A 20,625-nucleotide genomic window follows, 5' to 3' on the forward strand; every position below is an offset into this window, starting at 1 on the left:
TCACAGCAGCTGGTCGAGCACCAGGTCCCCGCGAGCGTTCAGGTTCTCCATCATGTGCTCGATCCGCTTGGGGTCGATCGCCGGCATCGTCGCAGAGTCGAAGGTGAAGACCAGCGGGATGCTGGGATGCATCCACGTCGTGTGTCGGCCGGGCGATGTCGTCTGATCCGGCAGCCACGTCATCATGAAGCTCTCGTGTCGGCGCAGCTTGGTGCCGATCACGATCTTCAGGTGCGCGAGCGTGACGTCGTCGACCTGGATCGGCGGCCGGGAGCTGTTGTACTCGAGGTTCCCCATGGCGCAACAGTACGCCGCCCGTTCTTCGGCGCACAGCCCTGTGCGGGCATAGGCTCGTGCACATGCCGGACGTCCTGACGGAGATCGCGGCGGCGCTCTATGCCGCCGCCCCGGGGGAGTTCGTGGCCGAGCGCACGCGCCTGGCGGCGGCGAACCCGGATCTGGCCGCGCAGGTCAAGAGGCTGCGCAAGCCGTCGATCGCCGCCTGGGTGGTGAACCTCTTCGCTGCCGAGCGGGCGGATCGACTGGGTCAGGCGCTGCAGCTCGCAGAGCAGCTGAGAGAGGCGCAGGACGACCTGGATGCCGCGATGCTGGCACAGCTGGGGCGGGAGCGCCGCGCGCTGACAGACCAGCTGGCGCGGGAGGCCGCCGGGCTGGCCGGTGATCGCGGGGAGCGGGTCACTCCCGCCACGCTCGAGGCCGTCCAGCAGACGCTCTCGGCGGCGTTCTTCGACCCGCAGGCCGCCGCCGCCGTGGCATCCGGGCGGCTGGTGCGCGAGCTCGAGCCGACGGGAGCGGTCGAGCTGGCGACCGTGGTCGGCGGCGGAGCGGCCGCCGCGCCCGCCCCGGCACAGCGCAGCACCGACGAGGTGGCCGAGCGCCGGCGGCGCCGCGACGCAGAACGCGCGGTGCACGCCGCCGAGTCGGCACTCGAGCGCGCCAGGCGCAGGCGGAGCGCCGCTCGGGAGCGCCAGCAGGATGCCGAAGAGCGAGCCGAGCGACTGGCCGCGCGAGCGGTAGAGCTGCAGGCAGAGCTCACGCGGGTGCTGTCGGAGCAGGAGCAGGCGAGAGCGGATGCCGCCGACGGACGAACCGAGGGGACCGAAGCCGACGAGGACGTCGAGGCGGCCGAGCGGGCGCTCGCCGAGTCCCGTGCCGCTCTGGAGAAGCTGTGAGGCGACCGCGCAGCCGGAATCCTTCCTAGACTGAATCGATGCGTCCACTCACCGAGGCCGAGATCCGCGCGGCGATCCAGAACGCCGAGGCCGATGAGATCGCGGAGATCGGGATGCCGCACGACTTCATCCTGACCGACTGGGACTACCTCGACTTCCTGGCCTGGCGCGATCCGGAGTCCAGCCGTCGCGCCGTCGTGGTCGTCGAGCACGAGGGCGACCCGGTGGGGATCGTGCTGCGCGCGACCGATCCCAGCCGGGTCCGCTCCGGCATGTGCAACATCTGCCACACGCTGCAGCCGGGCAACCAGGTGGCGTTGCTGACCGCGCGCCGCGGTGGTGCGAAAGGGCGTCGCGGCGACAGCGCCGGCACGTACATCTGCGCGGACCTGTCCTGTCACGAGAACGTGCGGCTCGCGCATCCGCTCGCTCCGAACGAGGTGCGTGCGCCCGGACAGGCCGACATGCGGCTCGACGGCACCCGGCACCGCATGGAGGCCTTCGTGGTGCGCGTGCTCGGCGAGGACTGACTGAACCGGAGTCCCGGTTAGTCTGGTACTCCGTCCTGTGCATCGAAGGAGAGCCATGACAGACCCCATCCTCGTCGAGGTCGAGGCGGGCCTCGCCCGTCTCACACTCAACCGCCCCGCCAGCTTGAACGCCTTCGACGCCGATCTCGCCGTCGCCTGGCGCGACGTCACCGCCGACGTCGTCGCTCGCGACGATGTGCGCGCGATCCTGCTGCAGGGCAGCGGCCGCGCCTTCTGCGCCGGGGGCGACGTGCTGGCGATGGCCGCAGGCATGCGCGGAGGCGCCGACATCACGCGGCTCGCGCGCGTGATCAACGAGGGCATCCTCTCGCTCACCGCATCATCGATCCCGGTCGTCGCCGCCGCGCACGGCACGACGGCCGGGGGAGGCCTGGGCATCCTGATGTGCAGCGACTACGCCGTCGTCGGGGCGAGCTCCAAGATCGGCAGTCTGTACGCGAACATCGGGCTCACGCCCGACCTGTCGGTATCGGCCCAGCTGGCCCGCGCGATCGGCGAGCGACGTGCGCTGCAGCTCGTGCTGCAGGACCGGATGCTGAGCGCAGCCGAGGCGGTCGAATGGGGGCTGGTCGCCGAGGCGGTCGGCGCCGATGCTGCGGGTGCCGGTGCCGAGGCGGATGCCGTGCGCGAGCGGGCCGAGCAGATCGCCGCGTTCTGGCTGGCGGGGGCGACGGGCGCCTACGGGCAGGCCAAGCGACTGGTGCGCTCCCAGCCGTCCCGCGCCTTCGCGGATCAGCTCGACGAGGAGGCGGAGTCGATCGGGGCGTCCTTCGACACTCCGGATGCCCGAGCGCGCGTGGCCGCCTTCGCGGCCGCCTCGGCCAAGTCCTCCCGCTGATCCGGCGTTTTCCACAGGGCCCCGTGCCTTCGGCCCCGTCGTGGCAGGATGAGAGCGAGACCGGGAGGAACCTCATGACTGGAGTCACGCCGTCGTCGGAGCGGACCACGATGACCTCGAAACTGATGCGCGGGGCGATCTGGATCGCCATCGGCGCCCTGATCGCCGCAGCCCTGGTCTGCGTGGTGTGGGTGCTGGTCGGGGATCAGGACGGCATCGTCGGCCGCGCGTTCCTCACGATCCTGCTGCTCGCGGTGTTCGCGGGCATCGCGATCATGGAATCGAATCTCGCCGAGCGTCGTCCCGACTGGCTGGCGCTGGCGAGCATGATCACCTGGATCGTGGCCCTGCTGGTCGGTGCCGTGAAGATCTGGCTTCCCGAGGAAGACCACTACGGCGGCTGGGGAATGATCAGGTTCTGGCAGCTGATCCTGGTGATCGGCATCCTTCAGCTGGCCCTCCTGCACGCACGGATCTTCCTCCGCGCGTCGCAGCGGTACGTGACCACGTTCACGCGGGTCATCATGATGGTCACCTTCGCGCTGCTGGCCGCCCTCGCCGCCATGCTCGTGTTCTTCCTCACCTTCCCCGACGAGTTCGACTACGGCGACCTGTACTGGCGCATCGTGATCGCGCTGACGATCCTCGTCGCCGTCGGATCCACGCTGATCCCGCTGCTGAACGCACTCTTCGCACCCCGCAAGCCGCAGGCGCAGACCCCGCAGACCCCGCAGGCGCCACAGACCGCGCCGGCGATGACCGGATGGCCGACCTACGCCGACGGCCGCACACCGCTGCCGGCACTGCCGGACGCCACGCCCGACTGGAACGCCTACTACACCGGTCACCCGACCTACGCGGCGCCGCAGAGCTTCCCCGTGATCGAGGCTCCCGCCGCGGCACCCGCGGCACCCGCGGCACCTGCGACACCGGCGGCACACGCGGCCCCGCAGGCTCAGGCGTTCGCGTCCGCCCCCACGGCTTCGAGCATCCCCGACCCGGCGGTTCCGCCGGCGCCGGACGAGCCCGCGCCGCCGTTCCAGCCACCGCAGCCGCCGACTCCCGGGCCTGGACCGGAGACGCCCCCGTCGACTCCGCCTGCTCCCGCGACGCCGCCCTCCTACGGCGGGTTCCCGCCGCCTCCTCCGGCGCCGCCGGCTGCACCCGGCTCCATGCAGTGAGCGACCTCGAACTCGGGGCGCTTGCCGCAGACATCGCCCGCGAGGCGGGCGAGCTCGCTCAGCGCCGACGATCCGAGGGCGTCTCGCTCGCGGCGACCAAGTCGACGCTGGCCGACATCGTCACCGACGCGGACCGCGAGGTCGAGCGGCTGATTCGTGATCGTCTGCGGGCGGAGCGTCCCGATGACGGATTCCTCGGCGAAGAGACCGGTGCCGACTGCGGACGCAGCGGGCTGACCTGGGTGGTCGATCCCATCGACGGCACCGTCAACTACGCCCACGGCATCGCCGCCTACTCGGTGAGCATCGCCGTCGTGCAGGGCGAGCCGCACCCGGAAGCCTGGCGCGGTGTCGCCGCAGCGGTCTGCGCTCCGGCACTCGGAGAGCTGTTCACCGCCGTCCGCGGCGAGGGCGCCCGGCTCGACGGAGCACGGCTCTCCGTCAGCACGGAGGTTCCCGCCGGGGCGCTGCTGGGCACGGGCTTCGGGTACGACCCGGCGACGCACGACGGCGACCTCGCCATGGTGCGTCGGGTGATGACGATGGCCCGCGACCTGCGACGGATGGGGTCTGCCGCGATCGACCTGTCATACGTCGCCGCCGGACGCCTCGACGGATTCTTCGAGCGCGGACTGAACCCCTGGGATTTCGCCGCCGGCGCCATCCTTGTGCAGGAGGCGGGCGGAAAGGTGAGCCGGCTCGAACGCGAGACCGCTCGGCCGATGCTCATAGCCGGGGGTGCGACGGTGCACGAGAGGTTGCGAGCACTGGTCACGGGCGAGGGTCCGGATGCCTGAAAGATCTGTTCCGATGCATGGATTTCTCAGCCGCGAGCCTGTAGTGTGTTTATCCGATCGTTACCTTCGTTACCCGCGATCCGAAGGTGACCAAGCGCCCCCGAGCTTGAACACGACCCGAGAGATCTGAGTTGCCGCCCGTACGTCCTGAGGTTGAATCCGCGCCCACGCGCCGATCCAACCGTCTCCGCACCGCGTCCGCGACGCAGGCGACTCCGGCAACCTCCGACCCTGTGGCCCTCACCACCATCGCGCTGGCCGCGTCGGCGACGCCCGGGGCCTCGCCCGTCGCGATGAGCCGTCGCGCACGCCGACTGGCGCAGGCCAGTGCGCCTGTGACGGACGACGCACCTGCCGAGCCCGTCTCCGACGGCGCACCGGACGCCGTCGTGGTCGATGAGCCGCCCGCCGTGATCGTGGTCGAAGAGGCTGTCGGGCCCGTCGCTGATGATGCACCCGCAGTTCCCGTCTTCGACGGTGCCTCCTCGGTCGACGCCCCTGTCGGAGGCGCCGAAGACGCGTTCGCCCGGGCATCCGACGCCTTCGGCTTCTCGCCCGTCGACGAGCAGTCCGAGGTGCCCGTCGCCGAGGAGCGCGTGGTCGTCGGGGCCGCGCCGGCACTCACCCACGTCGCGCCTCGCCCACGCCTCGGCCGACGTCTGGTGGCCGCCGGCGCCAGCCTCGGCGTCATGGGCGTCGCGGGTCTCATCGCCGTCTCGATGACGGTTCCCGCCAGTGCCGTGGCAGCGGTTCAGGGTGATCGCAGCGCTCCCGCCGCCTCGCTGATCGCCGCCGACGCGGCACCGCCGAAGAAAGTCGACGACGACGAGATCCAGGCCTTCGTCGCGTCGGCCGGCGTCGAGGACGAAGCCCTCGCCCGCGACGGCGAATTCTCGACCGTGTCGCTGCTGGACGTCGCCGCCGAGGAGCACATCACCTTCTCGGACAGCCTGTACTCCAACGATCCGAACGCGGCGATCCAGTGGCCGTTCATGGTCGGCGTCGCCATGAGCTCGCCGTACGGCATGCGCAACGGACGCCTGCACGCCGGCATCGACCTCGTTCCCGGGAGCGGTGCGACCATCCAGGCGATCGCCGACGGCACGGTGCGCATCGCGACCGAGTCCGGCGGCGCCTACGGTGTGACCGCATACGTCGATCACGTCATCGACGGCAAGGTCATCACGAGCCACTACTCGCACATGCAGTACGGCTCGCTGCACGTCAAAGCCGGGCAGAAGGTGAAGGTCGGCGACACCATCGGAAAGGTCGGAAACACGGGCCGTTCCTACGGCGCGCACCTGCACTTCGAGCTCATCGTCAACGGCAGCACGATCGACCCGCTGCCGTGGATGCGAGACAACGCGGGCCGGTACTCGTACTGACGCCTCGATTTCGTGAGACGGGTACGCAAGTGCTAATCTCATCTGGTTGCCCTGACACGGGCAGCACGCCCCGATAGCTCAGTGGCAGAGCACTTCCATGGTAAGGAAGGGGTCGTCAGTTCAATCCTGACTCGGGGCTCGTAGCGTTCATTCTTCGGAGTGGGCGATTGCGGCGGAGTAGCTCAGATGGTGAGAGCGCACGACTCATAATCGTGAGGTCGCGGGTTCGAGTCCCGCCTCCGCTACAGGTCAGAACCCCTCGGAATCCCCGGGGGGTTTTCTCGTACGAGGGTGGCGTCGATGTGTCAGGCGCGAGCTTCGTGCTGCGCACGTGAGGTGGGGCCCCCAGGGTGAGGGTCCGTCGAAAAGCGAAAAGACTCTTTACAGAGTTGATCGATGTTGCTACTTTCGGTCGTGACGGCGGCGGTCGCCGTAGCGGAAGGGATGGTCATGGGAATCTCCGAGATCGAGTCAGCCCCCGTGTCGGGCGCTGAGGTTCCGGCGCGCTCGCGACGTCGGAAGGGCCTGATCATCGCAGGCGCCGCCGCGGCAGCCGTCTTGGCCGCCGCCGGATCCGGAGCGGTCGCGGCGGTGAGCTCCGCTCACGCGCCCGCCGCGACCGAGGCATCCGCCAGCTCTTCACCGTTCTGGGCCGACGACTTCGATGGCGCGGCCGGCACACGACCGGACTCCGCCCACTGGAACACCGAGGTGGGCAATCGTGATCAGGAAGGGTGGTGGAACAACGAGCTGCAGTATTACACCGCGGATGCGGCGAACTCCGCCGTCAACGGATCAGGGCAGCTGATCATCTCGGCCCGTGAGGCCACGGCCGGCCAGCACCTGCCCTGCTATCCCTCGGGCAGCTGCGAGTACACGTCGGCCAGGCTGACCACGGAGGGCAACGTCTCCCTGACATACGGGCGTGCGGACATCCGCGCCAAGATCCCCACCGGCCAGGGACTGCTGCCCGCCATCTGGATGCTCGGCAACAACGGTCAGATCTGGCCCGCGCAGGGCGAGATCGACATCGTCGAGGTCGTCGGCGGCGAGCCGAACACGGCTTACGGCACCTTGCACGGCCCGACCTACTACAACGAGAACGGGATCGGCGGCACGTACGACCTCGGCGCCGCGGCGAGCTCCGCGTGGCACGTGTACTCCGTCATCAAGCAGCCCGAGAAGATCACCTGGCTCGTCGACGACGAGCCCTACTTCGAGTTGACGCCGAACGATCTGCCGTCCACGCAGGACTGGGTCTTCGAGCAGGACATGCACCTCCTTCTCAACGTGGCGGTGGGTGGAGACTGGCCCGGTGACCCGGATGCCTCCACGTCATTCCCTGCGGAGATGCGCATCGACTACGTTCACCTGTACGGCGAGGGGATCGTCGACGGCGTGGCCGTCTCGAGCCCGAACTGAGCGCACCCGGTACCGTCGGGCGATGCTCGACCCTGCGAAGATGTAGTGGTGCAGCTCAATTCGACGGGTCCGGCGGGCCTGAAGGACATGCGACGCTCGAACGAGCTGACCGTTCTGAACTGCCTGTACCAGGGCGGCGACTCCACCCGAACGGCGATCGCCCGCCAGACCGGCCTCACCAAGCCCACGGTGTCCGCCGCGCTCGGCAGCCTCATCGCCGTGGGGCTGGCCGAGCGGGTGGAGGATGCCCCCGCCCCCACGAAGTACGGTGCGGACGTGTTTCGCGCCGCTGGGCGCTCGTTCCCGGTTCTGGGCGTGGATGTCGGAACGCGGTTCATCAGGGCGGAGCTGGCCGGCCTCGACGACCAGCTGCTGGCCACAGCCGACGAAGAGGTGCGAGACCCGACGATCGAGCAGGTGATCGACGCGATCGTCCGCTTGCGTGATCGGACCGCGCAACGGGCCGGGGTTCCCCCCGAGTCGCTGCAGGCCGTGGGCGTGGGGATCCCGGGTGTCATGCCTCCGGGATCGGACCGCGTCGCGATGGCGGGCGGGGTGTCCGGGCTGGAGGGCTTCCCTCTGCGCTCCGTGCTCGAGGATCGGCTCGGCCTGCGGGTCCTGCTCGAGAACGACGTCAACGTCGCTGCGATCGGGGAGCATCGCTACGGCGTCGGGGTCGACAGGGACGACTTCGCGATCCTCTCCGTCGGCGCCGGCGTCGGCTCGGCGCTGGTGCTCGGCGGGAAGGTCCTCAGGGGGCGCCGGGGCAGCGCCGGTGAGCTCGATCTGCTGTTCCGGCTGGAGCAGGACGGACGCGGTCTCGCGGATCCCGCCAGCGAAGCGATGACCGCATGGGCGACCGAGCGTCTCGAGCTGCGTCCGCAGATCGCCCACCCCCTGCCGATCCACCTTCCCGACCTGTTCGACGCCGCCGCACAGGGGGACGAGTTCGCACAGTCCGTGGTCGACGAGACGGCCACCCGGGTCGCCGACCTCTGCGCGTGCCTCGTCGCGGTGGTCGACGTCGACACGATCGTCCTCGCCGGAGGCATCGGCGGCGCGCTCGAACCCGGTCGCGACGCCCTCGAAGGGCGCCTGGCCGAGCTCGTGCCCTGGCCGACGGAGATACTGCAGTCGTCCCTCGGGCGTTCCGGGAACGTCAAGGGCGCCCGCGCGCTCGCCGTCGAGACGGCGCGCGCCGAGCTGTTCGAGCGCAGGATCGGCAAGACGCTCTCCGCACGCGCACGGTGACGTCGGCGCCCGCCGATAAACTGGGGCGTGTGACTGGTACGCGTGCCGAGGCGGCATATTCCCGCTCGCTCGCAGCGTTCAGAACCCCGACTCTCGGGCTGCTGCACGGCAGGCAGGCGCCGTTCGTCATCGCAGCGCTGTCGATGCTGTTCACCGCCGACCGGCCGGCCGTCCCGATCGCCGAGGCGCACGCCGAGGTGGCCGAGGCGCTCGACGCGCTGCGCGCCGGCGGCTACGACGATGACGACCGCCGCATCCCCACCGGAACCGGGCGCGAGGTGTGCCGCACCTGGGCGAAGCAGGGCTGGCTGGTGCAGCAGATCGACGACGACGTGGAGGTCTACCGCCTATCCGCTCACGCCGTCGAGGCGCTGGAGATCACCGGGCGCACCGGCGGCGGGCGCACTCGCGTCTCGAACTCCCGCGTGCGCACCCTGCTCGAGGCGGTCGAGCGGCTCTCCGACGACGCCGAGGCGGATCCGGTGAAGCGCATCGCGCGGCTCACGGCCGAGCGGGATGCCCTCGACGCCGAGATTCTGCAGATCCAGGCGAACGGCGCGGCTCCCATCGACGACGAGGAGCTCTACGAAGAGGCCGAGAACGTGCTGCACCTGGCTCGCGAGCTTCCGGCGGACTTCACGCGCGTCGCCGAATCCCTCAAGCAGATGCAGCGCGACGTGGTCGCGCACCTGCGCCGCGATGACCGTCCCACCGGCGAGGTGCTGCGCGAGTACCTGCAGCGGGCGAAGGACGTCATGCAGTCGACGCCTGAAGGGCGCGCCTTCGCCGGCGCCCTGCGCCTGATCGGAGACGCGGACCGCATCGACGCGCTCACCGAGCAGCTGCACGGACTGCTGGCCCAGCCGTTCGCCCGTTTCCTCGATCCCGCGCAGCGCGCCGAGTTCGACGCGATCGGCCGCCGGGTGGAGCTCGGGGTGGAAGAGGTGCTGGCCGCGCAGCGGCGGGCATCCCACGTCATCACGGGTCAGGTCAAGACGCACGATCCTCTCCGCGACCGCCAGATCGACGAGCTGCTGCGCGACGTCATCTCGGGGCTGCACGAGTGGTCGCGGCACGCCCCGGCATCCGCATCCGTCGATCCGGTCCGCAACCTGCCGCTGATGGATCTCGGGCGCCTGCGCCAGACCGTCGGCGACATCCGTCCGCCCGGTGCGCCGGCGCCGCTGGCGGATGCCGACGACGTCGAGTACCTCGAAGCGGATTCGCGTTCGTGGGGCGGCCCGCGCTATGCGGAACTGGAGGAGTACGTCGCCGCCCTCGGTGCGGAGTTCGACCTCGGCGAGGCGTTCGAGAACGCGCCGGACGGCACCCGCAGGCCGGTCGATCTGGTGGGCCTGCTGGAGATCGCGCACCGCAACGGCATGGCTGAGCGCGACGGCATCTCGACCGTGGAGACGCTGAGACCCGACGGCACGACGCGGCGCTTCGCCTTCGCGTCGGTGACCGCGCAGGCGAGCGCATCGGACCACACCGCGACCAAGGAGGATCAGGATGCCTGAGACGACGACCGATCCGACGTTCGCCGACGGCCACGGCGCCGCGGAGGATCCGTTCATCGCGCCGGTCGCCATGGAGGACGACCCGGACGAGCTGTTCCCCGGCGACCGCGGCACGCTCGACCCGGAGGTGCGTCGCGTGCTCGTACACGTGCTGCAGCGCCGCTTTCTCAGCGCCGACGGCAATCGGGCCGAATGGCGGCTGCTGCTCGAGCATCAGCAGATCATCGAATCGCGGATGCACGACCTGTACCTGCGCCTGGTGGTCGATCAGGGCCGGGGCCTGGCCTACAAGCAGCAGGTGCGCTCGGATGAGTTCGAGGTGCCGATCCTGCTCAAGGACTCGCCCTACAACCGCACCGAGACGCTCGTGCTCGTGCATCTGCGCACGGTGTTCCAGCGTGAGTCCGCGGCCGGCGAGTCGGCGCCGCGCATCGACGTCGAGGACGTCGAGCAGACCGTCCTCAGCTATCTGACGGATGCCGACGGCAGCACGGCCCGTCAGCAGAAGGCCATCCGCGCCGCGCTCGACCGGCTCGATCGCGAGGGCGTGATCGACGAGGAGAGCTCGGGGCGCTACCGGATCAGCTCCCTCGTCGAGGTGGTGCTGAGCGCCGAGAAGCTGGCGGAGCTGCGCGCCTGGCTGCGCCACCGGACTGACACGGCGGATGCCGAGAAGGAGGCCGGACGATGACCATGCTCGACACCCTCTTCGGGCTCATCCCCGCCGGCTCTCGCGGGCAGCAGTGGGTCGCCGAGGACCTGCAGCTGGTCAACTGGGGCGGCTACGACGGCGGCCCGCACCGGGTGCGGTTCTCGCCGTACGCGACGCTGCTGTGCGGAGGTTCCGGCTCGGGCAAGTCCACCCTGATGGATGCCTACATCGCCCTGATGATGCCGCACACCACTCCTTTCAACGGGGCATCCAACGGCGGGGTCACCGGGCGCCCGCGGGGCGACGAGCAGCGCAACATCCTCTCCTACGGCCGCGGCAAGATCGACGAGTCGCGTACCGACGAGGGCACCCGGCTGCGGGTGCTCCGCGGCGACGGCGAGGACACCTGGACCGCCATCGCCATGACCTGGCGGGATCACGACGATTCGCGCTTCACGGCGATCCGCGCCTGGTACATCCCGGCCGGGGCACGCATCCTCGAGGACACCGTGCGCGTGCGCGCCACAGCCGACGGCTTCTTCGACCTCGCGGGCCTGGAGCGGGCGGCGTCGCAGCGGCTGAGCGACTCGTCGCTCAAGGAGCTCGGCCTGCACACGGTGGGCACCGATCGGGAGTTCTCCGCCCGCTTGCACACGGTCCTCGGCATCGGCGCGGCGGGCTCGGGGGCGAAGGCGATGAGCCTCCTCGCCCGCATCCAGGCCGGTCAGCAGATCACCACCGTCGACGACCTGTACAAGCGGCTGGTGCTCGAGGAGCCCGAGACGATGGCGACGGCGGATGCCGTGGTCGCGCATTTCGACGAGCTGGAGAGCACGCGCACGAGCATGATCACCGCGCGTCAGCAGGTGAACGCGCTGGAGCCGATCGGGGGCATCCGCGAGCGGGTCGCATCCGCCGCGCAGCAGATGCGGCTGATCGACGAGATCGGCGAGTTCACCGATCCGTCGTCCCGCGCGGCGCTGTGGAGCGCACAGCGCCGGCTCGATCTGCTGCGGGAGGTCGAGACCGAGCTGGGTGCGCGCACCCGGATGCTCGATGCCGGCATCCGCGAGAAGAAGGCTCTCGTCGACGCGGCGGACGTGGAGCGCGACGGGCTGCTCGACGTGCTGCGCCACTCGGGCGGTGACCGCCTCGAGACCGCGCAGCGGGAGCTGCGGTCGGCCGAGCGGCGTCTGGCCGAGGTGCAGCGCGAGCGCGGCCGGGTGGATGCCGCGCTGGGCGAGCTGGGTCTTTCGGTCGGCACCGCCGAGCAGTTCACGGCCGTCCTCGCTCAGGCCCGCGACGCACAGGAGGCGACGGCGCGCCGGGCCGCACGCGCGGCATTCGCAGACGCGGAGACCGAGCGTCGGACGCTGATGCGCCGACGCGGCGAGCTCGATGCGGAGCGCGAGCAGGCCGATCGGGTGCACAGCAGCATCCCTTCGTCGCTGCATGAGGCGCGGATGCTGCTGGCGCAGGCCGCCGGGCTCGACGCGGATGACCTGCCGTTCGTCGGCGAGCTGGTCGAGGTGCGCACGGAGTTCGAACCGTGGCGCGAAGCGTTCAACCTCGCGCTCGGCGGCTTCGCGACGACGCTGCTCATCGATGCTGCCGACGTGTCACGGTTCCGCGCGGCGATCGACCAGGTGCGCACACCCGTGCGACTGCGGTACGAGGGCGTGCACACCGGGCTCGCCTCGTCCGGGCACGCCGACGGACGCACGCTGCCCGGGCGCCTGGACTACCGCCCGACGCCGTTCACGGGCTGGCTGCAGCAGCGTCTCGACGAGCGCTTCGGTTTCGTGTGCGTCGATTCCTCGGCGCAGCTGGCCTCGCACACCATGGCGCTGACGATCACCGGCCAGATGGCGCAGGGCAACCGCGGTGCGCACGGCGGGCACGGGCGCCAGAACGTGCTCGGCTTCTCGAACGAGCGGCGGGTGCATGAGCTCGAGAAGGAACGGGCGCAGCTGGATGCGCAGATCGCGGTCGCGACGGAGACCGCTGACGCCGCTGAGCGATCCATGGACGCCATCGAGAAGCGTCTCACCGCGTTCGCGCTGATCCAGGACGTCACGTGGGAGCAGATCGACGTCGAGGCGATCTCGCAGGAGGTCGAGCGCTGGGCGTCCGTCGAGGCGGAGGTGACCGCGGCGAGCCCCGAGATCGCTCAGCTGAAGGATCAGGCCGAGAACCTCAAGCTGAAAGCGTCGGCGCTGCGCGACGAGATCGGCGCCCTCACCGCGCAGCGCGAGCAGGCGGCCGAGCGCTGGGGTGCGGTCACCGACGATGTCGACGACTGCCAGCGCGTGCTCGACGCCGCTGACGGGATGATGCTGGATGCCGGGCACGCGGCGTTCCTCGACGAGCGCTTCATCCTGGATTCCGACACGGACGGCGACACGGCGACCGACCGGCTCGCGCGTCTCGACGTCGCGCTGAAGACGGCGGCGTCGAGACTGTCGGGCGACCGTCGGGCGGCATCCGAGTCGCATGGCGATCAGCGCGAGCGGATGCGCCAGCTGATGACCTCGTTCCTGGAGCGCTGGCCGAATCTGAACCTGCTGCCCGATCCCGACGCGTCCGTCGACGAGTTCGAGGGCATCCTCGAGGCGCTGCGGACCAACGGCCTGCACGAGCTCGAGAGCGAATGGCGCGACAGCCTGCTCGGGCTCTCCGGCAACGACCTGACCAGCCTGGACTCGACGCTCAGCCGTTCGGTGCGGGAGATCCGCGACCGCATCGAACCGATCAATGCGATCATGCGCGAACTGCCGTTCTACGACGACGAGCACCGCCTGCAGATCTCCCCGCGCGAGAACCAGTCCGAGGCGCGCAAGCGCTTCCGGCGTGAACTGCGCGGTGTGCGCGCAGCCATCGAGGCCGCGTCCACCGACGAGGAGCGCGACAACGCCTACCGACGGATGAGCCGGTTGATCGGCAAGATGCGGCGATCCGCTCCGGACTTCGCCGAGCTGATCGATGTGCGCAACCACGTGCGCGTGTCCGCCGAGCGTGTGCACGCGGCGACAGGCGAGCATGTCGCCGTCTACGACCACATCGGCGAGAAGTCCGGCGGCGAGTCGCAGGAACTCGTCGCGTTCATCGTCGGGGCGGCGCTGCGCTACCAGCTGGGTGATGCCGGCGCCGAGCGACCGAGGTACGCGCCCGTGTTCATGGACGAGGCGCTCATCAAGGCCGACGCCCACTTCACCAAGCGCGCGATCGGCGCCTGGCGAGGGCTGGGGTTCCAGCTCGTGATCGGGGCGCCGAACGACAAGTACAGCGCGATCGAGCCGCACGTCGATGTGGAGTACACGATCCTCAAGGACACCCGCGGGCGGTCCTGGGCGAAGCCCAAGGTCGCCGTGGCCGACACGACGGGCTGATCATGGTCGTACGCGGTGTGCGGCTGCTCGACCCGGGCGATGCGGTCGAGGTTGTGCGGAAGTCGGTCCAGAATTCGCTCACGAAGCGCATCGTCGACGAAGTGAGAGGGCGACAGTTCGACGAGATTGAGGTCCCTCTACGGCCTAAGTCGCTGAGCTCGGCCGACGTGATCCGATTGGGCCCTGAGCGATGGGACGACTGGCTCCGGTCGTGGCGTCACTTCGATACCGCTGCACGAACGGGCGCGACAGTCTCGGCCCGTTCTGTCACCGTCCGCGGAGTGCCGAGAACAGTTCCCGTAGCGATGTCAGTGCAGACATGGCCCGGCCTCATCTCGTTGCTCTCTGAGCACGGACACCAGAGTGTGCTAGAGGCGATCACTCGCCTTCGAACTCTTGCGAAGCGGTTGCAGGACGCCTCGGTGCACGTCGATGCGGTCCGGCTCAACCGCGTCAGCAAGCTGAAGGAGGTCAACGTCGTGAAGCTTCTCTCGACGTTGGCGTGGTTGCGTGACCATCCGGATATCGGTCAGTGGACGGCGCGGCAGCTGCCAGTCCCCGACGTGGACAGCAAGTGGCTCGACGACAACGAAGGTCTGGTTCGGAGTTTCGTCGGTCGCGATGTGGCGGCAGAGCTGAAGCCCCGGCTCGCGGTCGTGCACTTCACGTACGTCGACCCCGCAAGCCGCGCTGCGGGTGGACGACGCCACGACGCCTGGACCGAGGGCGATACACACAGCCCGGTGTATACGCCCAGGAACGTCGTGATCGTCGAGAACCGCGACTGTCGGCTGCACTTCCCTGAGATCGAGGACACGATCGTCGTCGAAGGAGAAGGCAAGGCTGCGGGGACGCTCGTGAAAGTCGGCTGGATACGGAAGGCCGAGCGAATCATCTATTGGGGGGACATCGATAGCGACGGATTCGCGATTCTGAGCCGTCTGAGGGGACAACTGGAAGAGCGCGGGCAGGCCGTGGATTCACTTCTGATGGATTCGCTGGCGTGGTCGAGATACGCGCGTCTCGGGGTGAACCACGATAAGGATGGGAATGCGATCAAGCCGTGCGCCACTGTTCTGGATCATCTGACGACCGCTGAGGCGGACTGCTATGCGGTGCTGGCCTCGCAGGGCGATGCTGAAGTGCGACGAGTCGAGCAGGAACGGATCCCGCTCGGCGACGTCCTGATCGAGCTTCGCCGTGTACTCAGCCGCTGAACGAGGCATCTGGACGCCCCGCCCGACAGTGCGACAGGCGCGGGCCGTCTGATGAGGTTCAGCCGGCGGGCTGCGGGGTGCGGTCGTCCGGAACACGGCGGGCGAGGCGCTCGGCCTGGGCGGCGCGGATGCCAGTCTCGACCACGTCGGCGAACACCCGTCCGCCGGCCATGCCCGGATGGATGCGGTCCCCGGCGAGCAGATCCTCATGCGGGGCGATCGCGCCCGACCAGTCGGCGACGACCACGCCGCTGCGCGCATCGGCGAACTGCCGCAGGTCGCGGTTCACACCGGAGATCCAGTCGCGCGGCGCGTAGGCGTTCACGAGCACCAGGTCACGGTCGCGGCCGACGGTGTCGGAGATCTTCTGCAGCATGCTCCGATCGACGGACCCGTTCGTTCCCAGTGCCACCACGACGTGGGGCCGCAGACGCCCGGCAGCCTCGAGCGCATCGACGATATCGGGTCCGGCCCAGATCGATCGAGACACGGCGGCATCGACATAGATGCCCGGGAACTTCTCGTACAGTGCAGGGGCGGATGCCAGCATCACCGAGTCGCCGACGGCCGTGATCTCGTCGCCGACGACGGCCTCCGGGGTCGGCGCCGGGCGGGGCTTCTGCCGCGCCGCATCCTTCAGCGCCTGCTCGCCGGCGCGGATGGTCATCTCGGACGTCGTCATCGCGGGTGCGCTGGCGACGGCGGCCGTGGTGCCGCCCAGCGCGAGCAGGCCGGCGAGAAGGCCACCGATCATCGCCATCCGGTTGACCGGACCTCGGGCCAGCCGCGCGCGCACAGCGCGCAGCGCGCGGCGGAAGCCGAGGCGGCGCAGCGGCGTCTCCACAAGGGAATACGACGTGGCGGCGACCGCGATCGACAGCACCAGCGTGAGCGCGCCGGCCGCCACCGGCACGCCCGCTGTGCCGGCGCCCTGCCCGCTCGCCGCGAGCACCAACACGAGCAAAGGCCAGTGCCACAGGTAGATCCCATAGGACCGATCGCCGATCCACCGCAGCGGACGCACGTCGATCGTCCGGCCGAACCACGACCCCGGCAGAAGACCCGCGAACACGGCCAGGAGTGCGCCGGCGGATGCTGCCAGCAACGTCCACGGGAAGCCGGAGCCGGCGGGCCGGTCCGGCAGCACGGCCGCGACGACGATCAGGGCGAGTCCGAGCATCCCGACGCCGACACCCGCCATCCGCACGCCCGGCCGATGCATCCATTCCCGATCCGGCATATTCCGCACGGCGAACGCCAGCGCGATACCGAGCAGCAGGCCGAACGCGTGAGAATCCGTGCCGAAGTACGCGCGCGTCACGGCATCCGCGCCGACCAGCGCCGACATCCACCACGCCGATGCGCCGGCCGCCACCACAGCGAACGCCACGAGCACCCAGCGGGCGCGCAGCAGCATCAGGAGCACGGGAAGCAGCAGCGGCCAGAGCAGGTAGAACTGCTCCTCGACGGCCAGCGACCACACGTTCCGGAACAGTTCGGGCTCCGCCGCCGTGAAGTAGTCCGACCCTCCGGCCAGGGCGACCCAGTTGTAGCTGAACGTCGCCGCCCCCACCAGCTGTCGTCCGACGCCGACCAGCACGTCGCCGCCGATGGCCCAGGCAGCCGTCGAGCAGACCGTGAGCATCACGGCCAGCGCGGGCAGCAGGCGACGAGCCCGGCGACGCCAGAAGTCCACCAGCCGATGGCGCAGCGTGTGCCGCGTGGGACGCAGCATCAGCGAGGTGATGAGAAAGCCGCTCACCACGAAGAACACGTCCACGCCGACGAACCCGCTCGTCAGACCCGCCTCGGGGAAGAGGTGGTAGATCAGCACCAGCCCGACCGCGATCGCCCGGAGTCCGTCGAGCCCCGCGTACCGCGGGATGTGAGGAGAAGACGGAGACATCAAGACGAAGAAGGCGCGTTTCAGGATCCGAGAACGGGAGGGGAGAGGCCCTCCAGCATAGGCTTGCCAGGTGCGAATTCGCTTGGACATCGCCTACGACGGCACACACTTCCGCGGCTGGGCGAAGCAGCCCGGTCTGCGCACGGTGCAGGGCGTGCTCGAGGGAGCGCTGGCGCGGATCGTCGGATCCGAGGCGCAGCTCGTCGTCGCCGGGCGGACGGATGCCGGGGTGCACGCCGCCGACCAGGTGGCCCACGTCGACCTGGATGCGGCGCAGTGGGCGCGGGTCGAGGCGCGACACGGTCGGGCCGCGGCGGACCCCGCCGGTTCGCTCGCCCGTCGCATCCGGGGTGTGCTGGGAAACTACCCCGACGTGACCGTCACCCGCACGAGCCTTGCTCCGGACGGATTCGACGCCCGGTTCTCGGCCGTGTGGCGCCGCTACCGCTACCGGCTCGCCGACGCGAGCGTGGGCTACGACCCCATGCGCCGCAACGACACCACCACCCTCCGTGCCCGACTCGACGGTGAGGCGATGGATGCCGCGGCGCGCACGCTCATCGGTCTGCATGACTTCGCCGCCTACTGCAAGCCGCGCGAGGAGGCGACGACGATCCGCACCCTGCTCGACTACCGGTGGGCGCGGGATGACGAAGGTGTGCTCGTGGCCGAGGTGAAGGCCGACGCCTTCTGCCACAGCATGGTGCGGGCGCTCGTCGGGGCATGCGCCGCGGTCGGCGAGGGCAAGCTCGCCGTGGCGGATGTCGTGCGGCTGCGCGATGAGCTCACCCGCACGAGCGCGTTCAAAGTGCTGCCGGCGCGCGGGTTGACGCTCGCGGAGGTCGGCTATCCGGCTGATGAGCTGCTGGCATCCCGGGCGCAGCAGACGCGCGCCCGCCGCGACGGCGACTGACCACAGAGCGGCCCGCGGCGCAACCCTTCGCGAGCGCACAGGCGGCGGCGGTAGCGTGGCCGTCATGAGAGTGATCTCGTACAACCTGCGCAAGCACCGGGCCGCGACGGAGCTGGTGAAGCTGGTGGCCGAGCACGATCCCGACATCCTGTGCCTGCAGGAATGCGACACGGCCGACCTTCCGGACACGATCGGAGGGCTCTCGCTGGTGAGAGCGACAAGCGGCAACCGGCTGGGCCTGGCGATGTACCTGCGGAGCAACCAGTTCCGCGTCGAGCAGGTGCGCACCATCGGCCTGAAGAAGTCGCTGCACGACCGCCTGCTCAAGCCGGCGCACGAGCGCGTGCTCGGGGCGCGACTGCTCGACATCGACAGCGGGCGAGGGCTGATCGTGGCATCCTTCCATGCCGCTCCGCTCACCGCGCTGAACTCGCTGCGCCGCAATCAGATCCGCGCTGCGCTCGACGCCCTGCACGAGCTCGGCCCCGAGTTGCCGGTGCTGATGGTCGGCGACTACAACTACCCGGTCTTCAAGGAGAACCTCGGCCAGACCGTGCGCGACCACGGTTACCGCTTGACGCTCAGCGACGACCGCACGTACACGCGGTACCGGGTGTTTCGCGGGCACTACGACTTCGCCACGTCGTCCGGCTTCGACATCTCACGCATCACCACCCTGCCCCAGGGCACGAGCGATCACCGCCCGATCCTCGTCACCGCCGAGGCGACGTAACCTGCGGGGTCGGTTTCTTCTTGTCCCGGCCTTTCCCGGGCGGCCGATGTGGCGCATGTGGTGGCTTCGGGCGGGGGGATGCCGCGTGTTGCGCCACATCCGGGTCGGGGGGAGGGTGCTCGGGTTGCGTGGATGTGGCGCGCGTGGTCGCTTCGCGCTGGAGGATGCGGCGTGTTGCGCCACTTTCTCGAGCCGGGGGATGCTCGGGTTGCGTGGATGTGGCGCATGTGGTCGCTTCGCGCTGGAGGATGCGGCGTGTTGCGCCACTTTCTCGAGCCGGGGGATGCTCGGGTTGCGTGGATGTGGCGCGCGTGGTCGCTTCGCGCTGGGGGATGCGGCGTGTTGCGCCACATTCTCGCGTGAGGGGAAACTGAGCAGGGCGCGTCACACGGGACGGCGACGAGCCAGCACCGCCCGGACGATCCGCGTGGCCGTGCGTCGCACGCGGATGTCTTCGGAGGTGAGGCGTACGACCTCCCAGCCCTCGGCGGCATAGTCGCGATACTTCTGCAGGTCGCGATTCCACTGGCGTCGTGATGTGCGGTGGTGATCGCCCTCGATCTCGACGATGGTCTTGAACCCTCGATAGACGATCTCCGAGATCCCGAGCAGACGTCCTCGCGCATCCCGGATCTCGACGTCGAGCTCCGGTTCGGGCAGTCCGTCGATCTCCGCGTCCAGCCGGTACTCGGTCTCCAGGGGCGACGCACTCCCGGCCCGTGCACGTGACAGCGCTTCTCGGAGCTTGCTCACGCCGGCTCGGTTTCCGGCGTCGATCGCCGCCTGAAGCTCATCGCGCGTCGCGCCGGCCCACTCCGGCCGCGGTCTGCCGTGGGAATCGCGAGGGATCTGCAGGATGGCATCGGCGAGGATCACCAGCCGGCGCACGCTGAGTTCTCTCGCGAGCATCGCCCACGTCGTCGCCGGAGATGACACGGGGATGCCATCGATCACCTCCACGGTGACGAGATGCGACTGTGTCTTCCGACCCCGCACACCGCGACCGCGCGGCGCTCGCCGAGGCGCGGTCGTGCCGATGTCGAGCTGCTCATCCGGCGTGATGGGGTACCCGCGCAGGGCCGCGGCGCTCCTGCCGCACACGAATGCACCTTCGGGCATGACCGGCAGGTAGGCCAGCGCCTTCGCGCGGACCCGACGCGCGATCGACCGGCTGGCGGCGAGAGGTTCCGTGTCCTGTCGGACCGCACTCTCCTCCTGCTCGATGTCCCTGCGTGTGCGCCGGGCGCCGTGAAAGGGAGAAGTGAGATCCTTCGCCCGCAGGCGACCATGGGTCAGGCCCGAGCGCAGAGCCGTGGTGGTGCTGAAGCACGCGCCGAGGCTCGCAGGCAGTGGTGCGGGTTTCTTCGGCATCCCCTCACTCTGTGCGGTCAGCTGGACCCACGACCGCGCGATACCCACGATGTGTGCACAACTCGAGGGAGTCTCTGTCTGTGCAGGGGGAGTGTCAAGGCGCCCGGATGTGGCGCAGATGGCGCTTTCGGAGTGTGGGATGCCGCGTGTTGCGCCACATCGGTGGGCGGGCGCTGGCAGGCGCGGGCCGGGGCGGATGCTCGGCCAACGTGGATGTGGCGCAGGTGGTCTCCTCGGCGCGTGGGACGCCGCGTGTTGCGCCACATCCGGGGGCGGGGGCGAGCGGGGGCTGGCCGGCGCGGGCGG

At 69.8% G+C, this 20,625-nt stretch carries 17 protein-coding genes and 2 tRNA genes; 16 read left to right on the top strand and 3 right to left on the bottom strand.

The genetic code is table 11. The features are described 5' to 3' along the window. The gene (locus ACFWHT_RS03145) at nucleotides 1-297 is read right to left on the bottom strand and encodes a hypothetical protein (RefSeq protein WP_378825377.1); all 297 of its coding nucleotides are present in this window, start codon (nucleotides 295-297) and stop codon (nucleotides 1-3) included. Nucleotides 298-359: 62 nt separating this feature from the next. Here ACFWHT_RS03145 and ACFWHT_RS03150 point away from each other — a divergent pair, with 62 nt between their 5' ends. From ACFWHT_RS03150 to ACFWHT_RS03215, 14 genes are all read left to right on the top strand, one after another. Further along, the gene (locus ACFWHT_RS03150; protein ID WP_378825380.1) at nucleotides 360-1,193 is read left to right on the top strand and encodes a transposase; all 834 of its coding nucleotides are present in this window, start codon (nucleotides 360-362) and stop codon (nucleotides 1,191-1,193) included. A 38-nt stretch (nucleotides 1,194-1,231) separates the two neighbouring features. Further along, complete coding sequence (locus tag ACFWHT_RS03155; RefSeq protein WP_378825381.1) at nucleotides 1,232-1,723, top strand: FBP domain-containing protein; 492 nt, start codon at nucleotides 1,232-1,234, stop codon at nucleotides 1,721-1,723. A gap of 55 nt (nucleotides 1,724-1,778) precedes the next feature. Beyond that, complete coding sequence (locus ACFWHT_RS03160) at nucleotides 1,779-2,582, top strand: enoyl-CoA hydratase/isomerase family protein (RefSeq protein WP_378825382.1); 804 nt, start codon at nucleotides 1,779-1,781, stop codon at nucleotides 2,580-2,582. Nucleotides 2,583-2,692: 110 nt separating this feature from the next. After that, nucleotides 2,693-3,763: a hypothetical protein gene (locus ACFWHT_RS03165; RefSeq protein WP_378825384.1), complete on the top strand. Its 1,071-nt coding sequence runs from the start codon at nucleotides 2,693-2,695 to the stop codon at nucleotides 3,761-3,763. Then, entirely contained in the window at nucleotides 3,760-4,560 is an 801-nt protein-coding gene (locus ACFWHT_RS03170; RefSeq protein WP_378825386.1) for an inositol monophosphatase family protein, read from the top strand. The genes ACFWHT_RS03165 and ACFWHT_RS03170 overlap by 4 nt, the downstream gene beginning before the upstream one ends. A 233-nt stretch (nucleotides 4,561-4,793) precedes the next feature. Then, the gene (locus tag ACFWHT_RS03175) at nucleotides 4,794-5,945 is read left to right on the top strand and encodes a peptidoglycan DD-metalloendopeptidase family protein (protein WP_378825388.1); all 1,152 of its coding nucleotides are present in this window, start codon (nucleotides 4,794-4,796) and stop codon (nucleotides 5,943-5,945) included. Nucleotides 5,946-6,012: 67 nt separating this feature from the next. After that, a tRNA-Thr gene (locus ACFWHT_RS03180) sits at nucleotides 6,013-6,084 on the top strand. A gap of 32 nt (nucleotides 6,085-6,116) precedes the next feature. Further along, nucleotides 6,117-6,190, top strand: a tRNA-Met gene (locus ACFWHT_RS03185). 151 nt (nucleotides 6,191-6,341) lie between these two features. Next, the gene (locus ACFWHT_RS03190) at nucleotides 6,342-7,367 is read left to right on the top strand and encodes a family 16 glycosylhydrolase (RefSeq protein WP_378825390.1); all 1,026 of its coding nucleotides are present in this window, start codon (nucleotides 6,342-6,344) and stop codon (nucleotides 7,365-7,367) included. Between the two features lie 48 nt (nucleotides 7,368-7,415). Next, nucleotides 7,416-8,618 (top strand): ROK family transcriptional regulator, encoded by a 1,203-nt coding sequence (locus tag ACFWHT_RS03195; RefSeq protein ID WP_378825392.1) that lies wholly within the window; start codon nucleotides 7,416-7,418, stop codon nucleotides 8,616-8,618. Between the two features lie 29 nt (nucleotides 8,619-8,647). Then, entirely contained in the window at nucleotides 8,648-10,138 is a 1,491-nt protein-coding gene (locus tag ACFWHT_RS03200; protein WP_378825393.1) for a DUF3375 domain-containing protein, read from the top strand. Next, nucleotides 10,131-10,829, top strand: coding sequence for a DUF4194 domain-containing protein (locus ACFWHT_RS03205; RefSeq protein ID WP_378825395.1), 699 nt, complete (start codon nucleotides 10,131-10,133; stop codon nucleotides 10,827-10,829). The genes ACFWHT_RS03200 and ACFWHT_RS03205 overlap by 8 nt, the downstream gene beginning before the upstream one ends. Then, nucleotides 10,826-14,179, top strand: coding sequence for an ATP-binding protein (locus ACFWHT_RS03210; protein ID WP_378825398.1), 3,354 nt, complete (start codon nucleotides 10,826-10,828; stop codon nucleotides 14,177-14,179). Before ACFWHT_RS03205 ends, ACFWHT_RS03210 begins: the two co-directional genes overlap by 4 nt. A gap of 2 nt (nucleotides 14,180-14,181) precedes the next feature. Further along, nucleotides 14,182-15,396: a Wadjet anti-phage system protein JetD domain-containing protein gene (locus tag ACFWHT_RS03215; protein ID WP_378825400.1), complete on the top strand. Its 1,215-nt coding sequence runs from the start codon at nucleotides 14,182-14,184 to the stop codon at nucleotides 15,394-15,396. A gap of 58 nt (nucleotides 15,397-15,454) precedes the next feature. Here ACFWHT_RS03215 and ACFWHT_RS03220 read toward each other — a convergent pair whose 3' ends face one another. Beyond that, complete coding sequence (locus ACFWHT_RS03220) at nucleotides 15,455-17,302, bottom strand: acyltransferase family protein (protein ID WP_378825401.1); 1,848 nt, start codon at nucleotides 17,300-17,302, stop codon at nucleotides 15,455-15,457. 70 nt (nucleotides 17,303-17,372) lie between these two features. Here ACFWHT_RS03220 and truA point away from each other — a divergent pair, with 70 nt between their 5' ends. After that, nucleotides 17,373-18,215, top strand: a complete 843-nt coding sequence (gene truA, locus ACFWHT_RS03225; RefSeq protein ID WP_378825403.1) for a tRNA pseudouridine(38-40) synthase TruA — start codon at nucleotides 17,373-17,375, stop codon at nucleotides 18,213-18,215. A gap of 64 nt (nucleotides 18,216-18,279) precedes the next feature. Beyond that, the gene (locus ACFWHT_RS03230) at nucleotides 18,280-18,948 is read left to right on the top strand and encodes an endonuclease/exonuclease/phosphatase family protein (protein ID WP_378825404.1); all 669 of its coding nucleotides are present in this window, start codon (nucleotides 18,280-18,282) and stop codon (nucleotides 18,946-18,948) included. A 384-nt stretch (nucleotides 18,949-19,332) separates the two neighbouring features. Here the strand turns inward: ACFWHT_RS03230 and ACFWHT_RS03235 are convergent, their stop codons facing one another. After that, entirely contained in the window at nucleotides 19,333-20,319 is a 987-nt protein-coding gene (locus ACFWHT_RS03235) for a hypothetical protein (RefSeq protein ID WP_378825406.1), read from the bottom strand. Between the last annotated feature and the right edge of the window lie 306 nt (nucleotides 20,320-20,625).

The sequence above is a fragment of the Microbacterium sp. NPDC058342 genome, assembly GCF_042723935.1.
Classification (GTDB): Bacteria; Actinomycetota; Actinomycetes; order Actinomycetales; family Microbacteriaceae; genus Microbacterium.

What these genes read in the sequence shown, in the direction of transcription:
- ACFWHT_RS03145 (WP_378825377.1), bottom strand. Translation starts at nt 297, where the DNA reads ATGGGGAACCTCGAGTACAACAGCTCCCGGCCGCCGATCCAGGTCGAC.
- ACFWHT_RS03150 (WP_378825380.1), top strand. Translation starts at nt 360, where the DNA reads ATGCCGGACGTCCTGACGGAGATCGCGGCGGCGCTCTATGCCGCCGCC.
- ACFWHT_RS03155 (WP_378825381.1), top strand. Translation starts at nt 1,232, where the DNA reads ATGCGTCCACTCACCGAGGCCGAGATCCGCGCGGCGATCCAGAACGCC.
- ACFWHT_RS03160 (WP_378825382.1), top strand. Translation starts at nt 1,779, where the DNA reads ATGACAGACCCCATCCTCGTCGAGGTCGAGGCGGGCCTCGCCCGTCTC.
- ACFWHT_RS03165 (WP_378825384.1), top strand. Translation starts at nt 2,693, where the DNA reads ATGACCTCGAAACTGATGCGCGGGGCGATCTGGATCGCCATCGGCGCC.
- ACFWHT_RS03190 (WP_378825390.1), top strand. Translation starts at nt 6,342, where the DNA reads ATGTTGCTACTTTCGGTCGTGACGGCGGCGGTCGCCGTAGCGGAAGGG.
- ACFWHT_RS03205 (WP_378825395.1), top strand. Translation starts at nt 10,131, where the DNA reads ATGCCTGAGACGACGACCGATCCGACGTTCGCCGACGGCCACGGCGCC.
- ACFWHT_RS03210 (WP_378825398.1), top strand. Translation starts at nt 10,826, where the DNA reads ATGACCATGCTCGACACCCTCTTCGGGCTCATCCCCGCCGGCTCTCGC.
- ACFWHT_RS03215 (WP_378825400.1), top strand. Translation starts at nt 14,182, where the DNA reads ATGGTCGTACGCGGTGTGCGGCTGCTCGACCCGGGCGATGCGGTCGAG.
- ACFWHT_RS03220 (WP_378825401.1), bottom strand. Translation starts at nt 17,302, where the DNA reads ATGTCTCCGTCTTCTCCTCACATCCCGCGGTACGCGGGGCTCGACGGA.
- ACFWHT_RS03230 (WP_378825404.1), top strand. Translation starts at nt 18,280, where the DNA reads ATGAGAGTGATCTCGTACAACCTGCGCAAGCACCGGGCCGCGACGGAG.
- ACFWHT_RS03235 (WP_378825406.1), bottom strand. Translation starts at nt 20,319, where the DNA reads ATGCCGAAGAAACCCGCACCACTGCCTGCGAGCCTCGGCGCGTGCTTC.